Consider the following 13,444-nt stretch of genomic DNA (forward strand, 5'->3'; position numbering starts at 1 on the left):
CGCCGTCGGCACGATACTAGAACAAAGCTCTATAAGAGGGTATGAGAGGGGCGCCGGTAATCTATCCGGCCAGGTAGCGCTGCACGGTGGGCCCCACCAGCGCGACGATCTCCTCCACGTCGGCGGAGGCCAGCGGTTCGAACCTGAGGATGTACCGCGTCATCACCACGCCGAACAACTGCGCGAAGGCGGCCTCCATCCGCAGCGGCGGAACGTCCAGCGCCTCGGCGACCCGGCCGAGGACGGCCGTCGTGAAGAACTCGCGGATCATGCCGACGGCCTGCTCGTTCGCCACCGCCGTCCGCACCAGCCCCAGCAGGGGCTCCCTGGCCGCCGGGTCCGCCGTCATCGTCAGGATGAAGCGGACGAGGCGCTCGCCGACCTCCTCACGCGGCCCCGCCAGGATGAGCGGAAGCACCGCCGAGGGGTCCATCGGCAGCCGCATGGCCGCGACGAACATCCCCTCCTTGGTGTCGAAGTAGTGGTGGACGAGAGCCGGATCGACACCGGCCTCCCGGGCGATGCCGCGGATCGTCGCCTTGTCGAACCCCTTCTCCGCGAAGACCCTGCGCGCCGCGGCCAGGATCTCGCCGCGGGTGTCCGCCGAGCCCGGACGCCGGCCGGGCCGCCGCCCCGGTCGCCGCCTGCCGCCCGAGACCTCCGGCACCTCCGTCGTCACGTCGCTCCCCGCTCCAGCTCAGCCCCTGCGGCCCACCGCAAGATACACGCGCATGGGGACGGTCAGCCGCCCGTCGGGAAAGACGCGGCCGAGTTCGACGCGCTCCCGGGCGAGCAGTTCCGTCACCACGTCACCCTCCATCCTCGCCATGTACGAGTGGGAGCGCAGGTCGGTCAGGAAGTCCTCCAGCCGCACCGACCTGGTCCAGTCGACCCAGGTCTTCGCCACGACGAGGCCCGCGTCGGACATGGCCGCGGCGATCGGCGGCATGGTCCACCCCGGCAGCACGGGCCCGATGTAGCCGGGGCACGACTCGGCGAGCCGCACCTGGTTGGCCGCCAGCCAGTCCGCCTTGCCGGGGTCCACACTGTTCCACCAGCCCGCGACCGCGCCGTCGCCCCCGATCACGCGTACGGCCTCGGCCACCGACAGCGCCGGGTCGAGCCAGTGCCACGACTGGGCGTACGTCACGAGGTCGGCGGCGCCCGCGCGGAAGGGCAGGTCGTTGCCGTCGGCCAGCAGGGCCGGGCAGGCCGTACGGGCGCGCAGGCGGGCCAGCATCCGCTCGCCGCGGTCCACGGCGACGACCCGGGCGCCGCGGTCGAGCAGGCCCCGGGTCGAGATGCCCGTGCCCGCTCCGACGTCGATCACGGTCGCCCCGGCGAGCCGGACCCCCGACAGGGTCTCCAGCGCGACGTAGAGGGCCTCCGGGTAGTGGGGCCTGGCCGCGTCGTACTCCTGCGAGACGCGGTCGAAGACCCGGTGGCTGTCCGCGAGCCGCTCGTTCATGAGGCCGTGGACGAGGCGGCGTAGTGGAGCCTGGCGAAGGCGAGCGCCTCGGTCAGGTCCTCGATCCGCTCGCTGCGGCTGGTGGCCTTGCGCGTGTTGATCTCCAGGACGATCAGGCCCCGGTAACCGTTGCCGGCCAGGCGCTCCAGGATCGGCGCGCAGGGCTGCGACCCCCGGCCGGGCACCAGGTGCTCGTCCTTGTTGGTGGTGCCCACCCCGTCCGCCAGGTGCAGGTGGGCCAGCCGTTCGCCCAGCTTGGTCGCCATCTCCATCGCGTCCGTCCCGGACACCGCCGTATGGGACAGGTCGAGCGTCACGTCGGGGAAGTCGTAGTCGATGGGGTTCCAGTCCGGCGCGTACGGCACGACCTCGTTGCCCCTGGCCCGCAGCGGGAACATGTTCTCCACGGCGAAGACGACGTCGGTCTCCTCGCGCATCCGGGCCAGGCCCTTCTCGAACTCCTTGGCGTAGTCGCGCTGCCAGCGGAAGGGCGGGTGGACGACGACGGTCTGCGCGCCCAGCCGCTCGGCCGCCTCGCGGGCCCTGCGCAGCTTCAGCCACGGGTCGCGGCCCCACACCCGCTGGGTCACCAGCAGACAGGGCGCGTGCACGGCCAGGATCGGGATCTGGTAGTGGTCGCGCAGCCGTTCGAGGACCTCGACGTCCTGACTGACCGGGTCCTGTCCCACCATGATCTCTACGCCGTCGTACCCGAGCCTGGCGGCCAGTTCGAAGGCGTCCGGCGTACGCTCCGGGTACACCGACGCCGTCGACAGCGCCACCTGGCCGCTGGGCACGCGGATGTCACTCATGAGGCCAGCCTCCCCTGGCGGCCCGCGGGCACGTTCCAGTCCCGTGGCCGTGGCCGTCCGTTCGCTCCCTGCGCCCGTTCACGGATCCAGCCTAAGCCGCACCAGCGCCGTGCGCCGCTTCGCCACAATCAACTACCCAAGGTCGCGAACTAATGTGGGGCGCATGGCACGGATCGTGAGCGGGGCCGTACCCAGTCCGAACATCTGGAACACTCCCCAGATCTACGAGCTGGAGAACCTCGCCGTGGGACCCGCGGGCGCCGCCGAGGCGGCGATGCGGGCCCTGATGCGGCCCTGGGACGGCGCGACCGTGGTCGAGATCGGCTGCGGCAGCGGCTTCCACCTGCCCGCGCTCGCCGCGTCCGCCGGGCGGGTCGTGGGCGTGGAGCCGCACGGCGGCCTGGCCGCCCAGGCCGCCGCCCGCTGCGCGTCGCTGCCCAACGTCTCGGTGCGTACCGGCACCGCGCAGGCGCTGCCGCTCCCCGACGCGTCGGCCGACGTGGCGATCGCGCGGTGGGCGTACTTCTTCGGGCCCGGCTGCGAGCCCGGCCTGCGCGAGCTCGGGCGGGTGCTGCGCCGGGGCGGCGCGGCCTTCGTCGTGGACGTGGACGCCTCGCGCGGGGCGTTCGGCCGCTGGTTCCGCCGGTCGCTGCCGTCGTACTCCCCCGAGGCCGTGGAACGCTTCTGGTCACGGCAGGGCTGGCGGCGCGAGGACCTGGACCTGCGGATGACGTTCCGGTCCAGGGCCGACCTGGAGGCCGTGCTGCGCATCGAGTTCACGCCCGAGGTGGCAGGCGAAGCGCTGCGGGAGGTCGAGGGCCTGGACGTCGACTACCCGAACGTCCTCAGATGGCGGGAATTCTGAGTCCGGGCTTGACCTTGTCATCGGCGTCAAGCTTTACCGTCGTGCCCAGGACAGCCGAGGAGGGGCCGATGCGGATCGGCGAGCTGGCCCGGCGCGCGGGAGTGAGCACTCGCGCGCTGCGCTACTACGAGCAGCGGGGGCTCATCCGGGCGCGCCGCTCGGCGAACGGATATCGGGAGTACGACGAGTCGGACGTCCGGATCGTCACCGAGATCCGCGAGCTGATGTCGGTCGGCTTCACGCTGGAGGACGCCCGCCCGTTCGTGGACTGCCTGCGCTCGGGACACGCGTCCGGGGGCTCCTGCCCCGAGTCGGTCGCCGTCTACCGGCGCAAGCTCGCCGAGATCGACCGGCAGATCCGCGACCTGCTGGCCCGCCGCTCGGAGGTGGCCGCCCAGTTCGCCGACGCCTGCCCGGGCTGTCTCCTGACACGACGAGGAGAGACATGATCACGCTGACCGCGGAGAACTTCGACGAGCAGGTGCTGCGCAGCGACAAGCCCGTGCTGGTGGACTTCTGGACCGACTGGTGCCCGCCGTGCAAGATGATCGCCCCGATCCTGGAGGAGATCGCCGCCGAGTACGGCGACCGCCTCACGGTGGCGAAGATCAACGCCGACGACCACCCCGAGATCGCCCAGCGCTACAACGTCCTGGGCTTCCCCACGCTGAACCTCTACCGGGACGGCGAGATCGTCCAGCAGATCAGGGGCGCCAAGCCCAAGCGCCTGCTGCTCGCCGACCTCGCGGGCCACTTCTAGTCGCCTCTATTTGCCGAGGACCACTTATATAAGCGTTGACTTTTATAAGCGGCCCTCGGCATAGTGGGCGCGTGCACGCATTCGACGCGCTGGGGGATCCGGTGCGACGCCGGATCCTGGAGCTGCTCTCCCACGGCGAGCAGACGTCGGGCGCGCTCACCTCGGTCATCCGCGCCGAGTTCGGGATCTCACAGCCGGCCATCTCCCAGCACCTGCGCGTGCTCCGGGAGTACGGACTGGCGTCCGTACGGGCGGAGGGCACGCGGCGGCTGTACGCCGTCGAAGCCGCGCCTCTGCGGGAGGTCGACGCCTGGCTGGAGCGGTTCCGCGGCTTCTGGGAGCAGCGGTCCGACGCGCTCGGCACCGAACTGGCGCGGGGCAGACGTGAGCGGCGGCTCGGACGGCGGCACGGCGGCGGCGATGCCCATCACGCTGCCCATCACGCAGCCCACGACGGACGGACCGACGAGGAAGAGCGGCCATGAGCGACTTCATCGACATGATCAACCAAGCCAGTCGCGCGGTCGGCACGCGCGACCTGCCGGAAGGCGAGGCCCGCACGGTGCTGCTGCGGCGCACCTACGACGCCGGCATCGAGGACGTGTGGGACGCCTGCACCGACGCCGAGCGGATCAGCCGCTGGTTCCTGCCGGTGAGCGGCGAGCTGAAGCTCGGCGGGCACTACCAGCTCCAGGGCAACGCGGGCGGAGAGATTTTGCAGTGCGAGCCGCCGCGGCTGCTGCGGGTGAGCTGGCTGTTCGGCGAGAACCCCGGCTTCAGCGAGGTCGAGGTGCGGCTGAGCGCGGAGGGCGACGGCCGCACCGTGTTCGAACTGGAGCACGTCGCCGTGGTGCCGCCGGAGTTCTGGGACCGGTTCGGGCCGGGGGCCACGGGCGTCGGCTGGGACCTGGCGCTGCTCGGGCTCGGGCTGCACCTGCGCGGCGAGATGCTCGACGACCCCTCGGCATGGGAGCAGTCGGAGGAGGCGCGGGAGCTCATGCGGCTCAGCAGCGACCTGTGGGGCGAGGCATACCGCGCCTCCGGCGCGCCGGAGGACGTGGTGGCCACCGCGGTCGCCGGCACCACCTCCTTCTACGTGCCGGAGAAGCCGGAGAACTAGTTCTCACCCGGCCGCCGCCTTCCGTCGGAAGGGCCGCCGCTGTTTCAGACGGGATTGTCGGCGGCGGCCGGTAACCTCCCGCACGTGAGCAAGGCAGCGAAACCGGCGTACCGGTGCGGCGAGTGCGGCTGGACCACGGTCAAATGGGTCGGCAGGTGCGGGGAGTGCCAGGCGTGGGGCACGGTCGAGGAGGCCGGCGCCCGGCAGGGCGTCCACGTGGTCAAGCCGGGCGCGGTCTCCGCCCCCGCCGTCCCGATCGGCCAGGTGAAGGCCGAGGCCGTCAGCTCGCGGACGACCGGAGTCCCCGAGCTCGACCGCGTGCTCGGCGGCGGCCTCGTCCCCGGCGCGGTCGTGCTCCTGGCGGGAGAGCCGGGCATCGGGAAGTCGACGCTGCTGCTGGAGGCCGCCGCCCGCACCGCGCGGGGCGAGACCGTCCTCTACGTAACCGGCGAGGAGTCCGCCGCCCAGGTGCGCATGCGCGCCGACCGCATCGGCGCGATCGAGGACAGGCTCTACCTCGCCGCGGAGACCGACCTGTCGGCCCTGGTGGCGCACGTCGAGAAGGTGCAGCCGACCCTGCTCATCGTCGACTCGGTCCAGACGATCGGCTCCGCCGACGCGACCGGAGTGCCCGGCGGCGTGACCCAGGTCAGGGAGGTCGCCGGCAATCTGGTCCGCCTCGCCAAGGAGCGGGCCATGTCCACGGTGCTCGTCGGCCACGTGACCAAGGACGGCACGATCGCCGGGCCCCGGGTGCTGGAGCACCTGGTGGACGTCGTGCTCCACTTCGAAGGCGACCGCAACTCGCGGCTGCGCCTGGTGCGCGCGGTGAAGAACCGGTTCGGCCCGATCGACGAGGTGGGCTGCTTCGACCTGCACGAGCGCGGCATCACCGGGATCACCGACCCCAGCGGGCTGTTCGTCTCCCGCCATCCCGAGCCGGTGCCGGGCACCTGCGTCACCGTGACCATCGAGGGCACCCGGCCGATCCCGGCCGAGCTGCAGGCCCTGGTCGGCCCGACCGAGGCTCCGCAGCCCCGCCGCACGTCCTCCGGCCTCGACTCCTACCGGGTGGCGATGGTGCTCGCCGTCATGGAGCGGCGGCTCAACGCCAAGATCGGCAAGTGCGACGTCTTCACGGCCACCGTGGGCGGGATCCGCCTGACCGACCCCGCCGTCGACCTCGCGCTGATGCTGTCGGTCGTCAGCGCGGCCGGCGACCAGGCCCTGCCCGCCGGGCTCGTCGCGCTCGGCGAGGTCGGCCTGGCCGGCGAACTGCGGCCCGTGCGGGACGTCCGGCGGCGGCTGGCCGAGGCGGCCAGGCTCGGCTTCACCAGGGCACTGGTGCCCACCGGCTCGCTGGAGGAGGAGGGCCCGCGCCTCGAGGCGTCGGCGAGCCGCGGCCGCCTCGTGGCGCTGCGCTCGCCGACCGGCCGTACGACGCCGTTCGCGCCGGGCTTCGAGGTCACGGAGGTGGAGAACGTGTGGGACGCGCTCAACCTCATGAGATCGGCGAGGTGATCGGCCGTCACACCGGTGAGCACGGCGTCACGCCGGTAAACTCTGTTGCCTGCCCCGTCGGCCGTGGCCTCGCCCCCGCGCCCCCGAGGGGCTTCACAGGGCGTCCGCGGAGCGCCTCGCGGATCTCGGCCGCGACAAGAGATCGGTAGGAAGACGATCTGACGGATAACGACCGGGCGAGCCCACTGGGGTGCATGTGCTGGACAACGACAAGGCGATCGACGACCGCAGAAGGGCCGTGCTCGCCGCGCTCGCCCCGGGGACGGCGCTGCGTGACGGGCTGGAGCGCATCCTGCGCGGCCACACCGGCGGCCTGATCGTCCTCGGGTACGACCGCACGGTCGAGGACATCTGCACCGGCGGGTTCACGCTCGACGTCGAGTTCTCCGCGACCCGCCTGCGCGAGCTGGCCAAGATGGACGGCGCGATCGTGCTCGACACGGCCCACCTCAGGATCGTGCGGGCCGCCGTGCACCTCGTGCCCGACCCGGCCATCCCCACCGACGAGTCCGGCACCCGGCACCGCACCGCGCAGCGGGTGGCCAGGCAGACCTCGCTCCCGGTCATCGCGATCAGCAAGTCGATGCGGATCATCGCGCTCTACCTCGACGGCATCCGCTACGTGCTGGAGGAGTCGGCCGCGATCCTGTCCAAGGCCAACCAGGCCCTGGCGACGCTCGAACGCTACAAGAAGCGGCTCGACGAGGTCTCCGGCAACCTGTCGGCCCTGGAGATCGAGGACCTCGTCACGGTCCGCGACGTGGCCGTCGTCGTCCAGCGCCTGGAGATGGTCCGCCGCATCGCCCGCGAGATCGAGGGATACGTCGTCGAGCTCGGCACCGACGGGCGGCTGCTGTCCCTCCAGCTCGACGAGCTGTTCGCGGGCGTGGAGACCGACCGCGTGCAGATCATCCGCGACTACGCGCCCGCCTCGCTCGGCGCGCGGCCGTACGGGGACGCCGACGCCATGCGGGAGCTGGACGAGCTGTCGTCAGGCGACCTGCTCGACCTGTCGAAGGTGGCCCAGATCCTCGGGCACCACGGCGGCGACGCGCTCGACACGCCGGTGAGCCCACGCGGCTTCCGGCTGCTCACCAAGGTCCCCCGCCTGCCCGGGGCGATCGTCGACCGGCTCGTGAGCCACTTCGGCGGCCTGCAGAAGCTGCTCGCGGCCAGCACCGACGACCTCCAGGCCGTCGGCGGCGTCGGCGAGACCCGGGCGCGCAGCGTCCGCGAGGGCCTGTCCCGGCTCGCCGAGTCGTCCATCCTGGAGCGCTACCTGTAGGTCTCGTCAGCGCAGGTGGAAGACGATCTTCGGGCTCTTCAGCCGGCCCGAGTGGGCGGTCGCGACGTACGTGCCGGGGTCGGCCGGCGACCGCTTGCCGGCGCAGGTGCTCCCCGAACGGTGGCGGTCCCACCGGATCGAGCGGACATAGGGGATGCCGCGCTCCAGCAACTGCCTGTCCACGCCGTCGCCCGCCACGCAGTCGGCCGTCGACCACACGCGCTCGCCGCCCGACAGCACCCGCATCTCCAGCGTGCGCGGCCCGACGTCCACCGTGCACTCGACCTTGCCCGTGCTCACGACCGTAAGCAGGAAGGTCGGCGTGACATCCTTGCCGTACACGTCCTGACCGGACTGCAGCGCGAGCACGAGGTCCTTCTCGTCGCAGGGGTCGCCGGGGCGCCGCGGCTTGCCGGGCGAGGGCGAGACGCCCGCCGAGGCGGACGGCGACGGCTGCCCCGGAACGGCGCCGGAGACGGCCGGCGTCTTCGGAGCCAGCCCGGCGGGCAGCGAGACGACCAGCCGGTCGGAGGGCGTCGTTTTGACGGCGGCGGCGGTCTCGTCCGGCCGCCCGGAGGCGCTGCTGCACGCCCATGCCACGACCGCCACCACGACGAGCATCCCCGTGAGCACCGACACCCGGCGGCGCCAGTAGACGTCCGCCCCCTCGACGCCCATGTCACCACGGAAAGTGTCCGGATCCATACGCACAGTATGGAGAGCCCTGGCGGGTCAGAGGGATCGCCTCGCTGAACCTTGTCCTTTCCCAGATCGCAGCCTCGCCGGGTCTTTGCGCAATCGGGTGCCGTACGCTCCGCGGCGCGCCCCTCCGGCTCGCTGGGTACAGTCGGGGCGTGTCCGCCTCCCTGCGTGAGCCCATCCTCGACTGGTACGCCGAGCACAACCGCGATCTGCCCTGGCGGCGTCCCGACGCGACCCCCTGGGGCATCCTGGTGAGCGAGATCATGCTCCAGCAGACGCCCGTCGCCCGGGTGCTGCCCGTCTGGACGGAGTGGATGGAGCGCTGGCCCACTCCCGAGGCGCTCGCGAAGGAGTCCCCCGGCGAGGCCGTACGCCACTGGGGGCGACTCGGCTATCCGCGCAGGGCGCTCAACCTCCACGCGTGCGCCCGGGCCATCACGGCCGACCATGACGGCCGCGTGCCGTCCACGTACGACGAGCTGCGGGCCCTGCCCGGGATCGGCGACTACACGGCGGCGGCCGTGGCCAGCTTCGCGTACGGCGGCAGCCACGCGGTGCTCGACACCAACGTGCGGCGGGTGCTGGCCAGAGCGGTGCGCGGCGAGGAGTACCCGCCGAAGGCGCCCACGGCGGCAGAGCGGAGGCTCGCGGAGTCGCTGGTGCCCCCGGTGGGCGCGCCCCGCTGGGCCGTGGCCGTGATGGAGCTGGGCGCACTGGTGTGCACGGCCAGGGCGCCTCGCTGCGAGCGCTGCCCGGTCACCGCGCAGTGCGCGTGGCGGCTGGCCGGGCGTCCGGCCCACGACGGCCCGGCACGGCAGGGCCAGACGTACGCGGGGACCGACCGGCAGTGCCGCGGACGCCTGCTCGCCGTGCTCCGTGAGGCGCACGGGCCGGTCCCCAAGGAGGCGCTGGACGCCGTCTGGGCCGACCACGTGCAGCGCGAGCGCGCACTGGACGGCCTCCTGGACGACGGCCTGGCCGAGGTCCTCCCCGACGGCACCTACCAGCTGCCCTCCTGACCCCGGCCGCCCGGAAGGCAGAGCACGGCGTCCTGCTCGGCGCTCCGGAGGAGCCGCCTGCCGACCGAAAGTGATCACCACCCCGTCGCGTCACGGCGTACCGGCCACCGCGAGAGAAGCCGGCGGGAATGAGGGTGACCGGCCGGACAGTGCTTGTGTGTGGACATGTCACTGCGCGCCCGGATACGTGACGGGGATGCCGAGGCGTTCGAGGCGCTCTTCGAGGAGATGGAACGGCCGGTGTTCAGCCACGCCTTCCGGTTGACCGGGAACTGGTCGGCCGCCGAGGACGTGCTGTCGCTGACCTTTCTCGAGGCATGGCGGCTGCGGCACCGGATCGACGCCGACGGTGGGTCCCTGCGGCCATGGGTGCTCGGGATCGCGACCAACGTGGCGCGGAATCTGCGCCGGGCGGCGAGGCGGTACGACGACGCGCTGGCCAGGATGCCCAGAAGCAACCCCGTCCCCGACTTCAGCGACGAGATCATCGGCCGTATCGACGCCGTCGAGCAGTTGGCCGCGATCCAGCAGGCATACGGCTCGCTGCGCCGCCAGGAGCAGGAGGTGTTCGCGCTCTGCGTGTGGTCGGGGCTCGACCACGCCGAGGCGGCCCAGGCGCTGGGCGTCGCGGTCGGGACGGTCAGATCCCGCCTGTCCAGGGCCCGCAAGAAGCTGGAGAAACTCGCCGCGGAACGGCAACAGGCCTCCGGGTGGCGACAGGTAAAGGGTGACCACGACAGCGTGGTCCGGTCCGCAAGGGAGGAGAACCGATGAACGAGGGCGAGCGCGAGGCACTGGCCGGGTTGCTGCCGTTCGAGGCGGAACCGCGACTCCCGAACGGCCGGCGTCGCCTACTCAAGGAGTTCGTCATGTCGGAAATCCGTAGGTCGGCCGGGCGCCCACAGCGGCGCTCGCCGCGCCCCGCCCTCTTGGCCTCCGCGCTGGCCCTTGGGGTCGCGGCGGCTGTGGGCGTCCCCGCGCTTCTTGGCGGAGGGACACCCGCGTACGCCGTGTCGAGGAACGCCGACGGGACGCTCACGATCACCATCAATCAGGCGAAGGACCCCGAGCCGCTGGAGGCCACGCTCCGCGGCATGGGGGTGAACGCGGTCGTCGACTACATCCCCATAGGGAAGCGATGCTCGCCTCAACCCCGCAGCACGAGCTTCCTCTCTCGCCAGGAGGCACAGCACCCTGCCGACGGTAAGCCGCTCCTGATCTGGCCGCCCGACGAGCCGGTGTTCCGCATCGACCCGGCCGCGGTCAAGCCCGGGCAGACGGCGGTGCTGGAGTTCAGCGTCTCCGCCGACGGAAGGACCGCCGGCATCTGGGCGAACATCTCCAACGGGCCCGTCGCACCCTGCACACTCGCGGACAGCGACGAGGCGCCGCTCGGCCCCCCATCCGGCTGGGACGACTGACCATCTGAGCGGGCGCCGGGCGGCAGTCGAAGATGGCCTACCCGGCGCCCCCCGCGTCGGACGCCACGCCTGTCAGGCGGCGAGCTTGAGGCCGAGCGCGGTGAGGTTGCGGCGGGTCCAGTCGAGCTCGTCGGCGAGCTTCGCCACCAGCGCGGCCGGCCCCTTCGTCTTGGGGGAGGTCAGGTCGTGGGCCTCCACCTCGACGTGCGCGGTGCCGTTCACCGCCCCGGACAGGATCGCGGTGAGCGTGTCGGCGATCACCGGCTGGGTGCTGGGGATCTCCTGGCTGTGGTTGTGCACGTGGCTGAGCTTGACCACGGGAGCCCCGGCGAGGGCCAGCCCGCGCAGCGCCGCGTCGGGCTCCTCGGCGCCGCAGGACAGGTGGCAGGCGTCCAGGCAGACGCCGAGGTGATCGGAGTCGATGTCGCAGACCCGCTCGAGGGCCTGCTCGGTGGTCTCCAGCACACAGCCGGGCCAGGGCTCGAAGCCGACCCGGACCGTCTTGCCGGTGACGCTGTAGAGGCCGCGCAGCTCACGCGACAGCCGTTCGAGCCGGCGGGAGGCGATGGCGTGCAGGTCGGCGGGCCAGTCGCGGCGCCAGCCGATCGGGATCGTGGAGATGCTTCCCGACTGCACGTCATCCGGCAGCAGGAACGCGAGGATCTTCGCCAGCGCCATGGTGTAGCGGTAACGCTCGGGCTTGGCCCAGTCGGGTCCGGGAACCTCCTGGTTGCGCCCGCCCGTGCCGTTCAGGCTGACGCACTCCAGGCCGCGCTCCTCCAGCGACCGGCGCAGTCGTACGAGCTCGATGCGATCGGCGACAAGGTGGTCCGCCACGGCGGGGGCGAGCCACAGGCCGATGCCCAGCCGGTCGACTCCCAGCTTCCTGCGCACCGGCACGGCGTAGCGCGTGAGGTGGGCGATCAGGTTCTCCAGATCCTCGGCGGGATGTACGCCCGCGTTGTAGGCCAGGTGAACCAGCGTCCCGTCGTCGTGCAACAGGCGCATCAGGTGCCTCCAAGGCTTGTGCACTTCCGGACCGCCATTTCGCCCACAGGGCGTGTCCCGATCGCATGGGACTCCGGTCCTCCTACCGCCGGGATCTCTCCCGGGCGGACCGAGCTTCCCCCGTGCGCCCGGTCCTACGCGTCCGCCCCGCAGCGGATTGTCCGGTACGCCGCAGGGATGACATACCGTCCGCCCGCGCTCATGGCATACCGCGAGCGGACTCTACAAAGTGTAGTACTACGTCCGGTGGTGTGATACCGGTTCTCGCCTTTTCGGCCCGAAGGTGATCGCACCGTGACCGAGGTGCGGCGGAAAACGCCGAGGGGCGCCCCTCGCGGAGCGCCCCTCGGGTGGAACGGGTTATCGCAGGCGGATCAGCGCTGAACCGCCTCGGCGATGGAGGCCGCCGAGTCCGGGACCGCCGGGCTCTTCGCCTCACCGGTGAAGACGAACTTCGCGGCGTCGCCTTCGCCCTCGATGTCGATCTTGACGACCTGGCCCGGCCGCAGCTCGCCGTAGAGGATCTTCTCCGACAGCGTGTCCTCCAGCTCGCGCTGGATCGTGCGCCGCAGCGGACGGGCGCCCATCACCGGGTCGTACCCGCGGTCGGCCAGCAGCTGCTTGGCGGCCGGGGTCAGCTCCAGGCCCATGTCGCGGTCCTTCAGACGCTCGGCCACCTGGGCGAGCATCAGGTCCACGATCTGGATGATCTCCTTGGGCGTCAGCTGGTGGAAGACCACGATGTCGTCGACGCGGTTGAGGAACTCGGGCCGGAAGTGCTGCTTGAGCTCCTCCTGCACCTTGGCCTTCATCCGGTCGTAGTTCGACTCGGTGTCGTTGGAGCGGGCGAACCCGACCCCGATGCCCTTGGAGATGTCGCGGGTGCCGAGGTTGGTCGTCATGATGATGACGGTGTTCTTGAAGTCCACCACCCGGCCCTGGGCGTCGGTCAGCCGGCCGTCCTCCAGGATCTGCAGCAGCGAGTTGAAGATGTCGGGGTGGGCCTTCTCGATCTCGTCGAACAGGACCACCGAGAACGGCTTGCGCCGCACCTTCTCGGTCAGCTGGCCGCCCTCTTCGTACCCGACGTAGCCGGGCGGGGAGCCGAACAGCCGCGAGACGGTGTGCTTCTCCATGAACTCCGACATGTCGAGCATGATCAGCGCGTCTTCGTCCCCGAACAGGAACTCCGCCAGCGCCTTGGACAGCTCGGTCTTACCCACACCTGACGGGCCGGCGAAGATGAACGACCCACCCGGACGGCGCGGGTCCTTCAACCCGGCACGGGTGCGGCGGATCGACCGGGACAGCCCCTTGATCGCGTCGTCCTGACCGATGATCCGCTTGTGCAGCTCGTCTTCCATCCGCAGCAGCCGCTGGGACTCCTCCTCGGTCAGCTTGAACACCGGGATGCCGGTGGCGGTGGCCAAGACCTCGGCGATCAGCTCCTCGGTCACCTCGGC

16 protein-coding genes are annotated in these 13,444 nt (G+C 71.6%); 10 read left to right on the forward strand and 6 right to left on the reverse strand.

What is annotated here, in order from left to right; all coding sequences use genetic code 11:
* Positions 1-61: 61 nt before the first annotated feature.
* Genes ABZ860_RS15500 through ABZ860_RS15510 form a run of 3 tightly spaced genes read right to left on the reverse strand, consistent with a single transcriptional unit; the run spans position 62 to position 2,280 of the window.
* On the reverse strand, positions 62-679 hold the full coding sequence (locus ABZ860_RS15500) for a TetR family transcriptional regulator (RefSeq protein WP_357220260.1): 618 nt from the start codon (positions 677-679) through the stop codon (positions 62-64).
* An 18-nt stretch (positions 680-697) separates the two neighbouring features.
* Positions 698-1,468, reverse strand: coding sequence for a class I SAM-dependent methyltransferase (locus ABZ860_RS15505; protein WP_357220262.1), 771 nt, complete (start codon positions 1,466-1,468; stop codon positions 698-700).
* Positions 1,465-2,280, reverse strand: a complete 816-nt coding sequence (locus ABZ860_RS15510; protein WP_357220263.1) for a sugar phosphate isomerase/epimerase — start codon at positions 2,278-2,280, stop codon at positions 1,465-1,467. Before ABZ860_RS15510 ends, ABZ860_RS15505 begins: the two co-directional genes overlap by 4 nt.
* 163 nt (positions 2,281-2,443) lie before the next feature.
* Here ABZ860_RS15510 and ABZ860_RS15515 point away from each other — a divergent pair, with 163 nt between their 5' ends.
* From ABZ860_RS15515 to disA, 7 genes are all read left to right on the forward strand, one after another.
* Positions 2,444-3,145 (forward strand): class I SAM-dependent methyltransferase, encoded by a 702-nt coding sequence (locus ABZ860_RS15515; RefSeq protein ID WP_357220265.1) that lies wholly within the window; start codon positions 2,444-2,446, stop codon positions 3,143-3,145.
* A gap of 41 nt (positions 3,146-3,186) precedes the next feature.
* Positions 3,187-3,594, forward strand: coding sequence for a MerR family transcriptional regulator (locus ABZ860_RS15520; protein WP_357220267.1), 408 nt, complete (start codon positions 3,187-3,189; stop codon positions 3,592-3,594).
* On the forward strand, positions 3,591-3,905 hold the full coding sequence (gene trxA / locus ABZ860_RS15525; protein ID WP_357220269.1) for a thioredoxin: 315 nt from the start codon (positions 3,591-3,593) through the stop codon (positions 3,903-3,905). The genes ABZ860_RS15520 and trxA overlap by 4 nt, the downstream gene beginning before the upstream one ends.
* A 71-nt stretch (positions 3,906-3,976) precedes the next feature.
* Positions 3,977-4,390 (forward strand): metalloregulator ArsR/SmtB family transcription factor, encoded by a 414-nt coding sequence (locus ABZ860_RS15530; RefSeq protein ID WP_357220271.1) that lies wholly within the window; start codon positions 3,977-3,979, stop codon positions 4,388-4,390.
* Positions 4,387-5,025: an SRPBCC family protein gene (locus ABZ860_RS15535; RefSeq protein WP_357220273.1), complete on the forward strand. Its 639-nt coding sequence runs from the start codon at positions 4,387-4,389 to the stop codon at positions 5,023-5,025. The genes ABZ860_RS15530 and ABZ860_RS15535 overlap by 4 nt, the downstream gene beginning before the upstream one ends.
* An 84-nt stretch (positions 5,026-5,109) precedes the next feature.
* Positions 5,110-6,546: a DNA repair protein RadA gene (radA, locus tag ABZ860_RS15540; RefSeq protein WP_357220274.1), complete on the forward strand. Its 1,437-nt coding sequence runs from the start codon at positions 5,110-5,112 to the stop codon at positions 6,544-6,546.
* Positions 6,547-6,742: 196 nt separating this feature from the next.
* On the forward strand, positions 6,743-7,831 hold the full coding sequence (disA, locus tag ABZ860_RS15545; protein ID WP_357220276.1) for a DNA integrity scanning diadenylate cyclase DisA: 1,089 nt from the start codon (positions 6,743-6,745) through the stop codon (positions 7,829-7,831).
* 6 nt (positions 7,832-7,837) lie between these two features.
* Here disA and ABZ860_RS15550 read toward each other — a convergent pair whose 3' ends face one another.
* Entirely contained in the window at positions 7,838-8,536 is a 699-nt protein-coding gene (locus ABZ860_RS15550) for a hypothetical protein (protein WP_357220278.1), read from the reverse strand.
* A gap of 149 nt (positions 8,537-8,685) precedes the next feature.
* On the opposite strand from ABZ860_RS15550, the gene ABZ860_RS15555 reads away from it, so the two are divergent.
* The 3 genes from ABZ860_RS15555 (at position 8,686) to ABZ860_RS15565 (ending at position 10,973) form a co-directional block, all read left to right on the forward strand.
* On the forward strand, positions 8,686-9,552 hold the full coding sequence (locus ABZ860_RS15555; protein ID WP_357220280.1) for an A/G-specific adenine glycosylase: 867 nt from the start codon (positions 8,686-8,688) through the stop codon (positions 9,550-9,552).
* Positions 9,553-9,717: 165 nt separating this feature from the next.
* Entirely contained in the window at positions 9,718-10,326 is a 609-nt protein-coding gene (locus ABZ860_RS15560; protein WP_357220295.1) for an RNA polymerase sigma factor, read from the forward strand.
* Positions 10,323-10,973, forward strand: a complete 651-nt coding sequence (locus ABZ860_RS15565) for a hypothetical protein (RefSeq protein ID WP_357220282.1) — start codon at positions 10,323-10,325, stop codon at positions 10,971-10,973. Before ABZ860_RS15560 ends, ABZ860_RS15565 begins: the two co-directional genes overlap by 4 nt.
* A 72-nt stretch (positions 10,974-11,045) precedes the next feature.
* Here ABZ860_RS15565 and ABZ860_RS15570 read toward each other — a convergent pair whose 3' ends face one another.
* Both ABZ860_RS15570 and ABZ860_RS15575 read right to left on the reverse strand, forming a co-directional pair.
* Positions 11,046-11,981, reverse strand: a complete 936-nt coding sequence (locus ABZ860_RS15570) for a TIM barrel protein (RefSeq protein ID WP_357220283.1) — start codon at positions 11,979-11,981, stop codon at positions 11,046-11,048.
* Positions 11,982-12,355: 374 nt separating this feature from the next.
* Positions 12,356-13,444: AAA family ATPase (locus ABZ860_RS15575; protein WP_357220285.1), on the reverse strand; the 1,089-nt coding region annotated here is incomplete at its 5' end.

It is taken from the genome of Microbispora sp. NPDC046973 (genome assembly GCF_040644495.1).
GTDB lineage: Bacteria > Actinomycetota > Actinomycetes > Streptosporangiales > Streptosporangiaceae > Microbispora.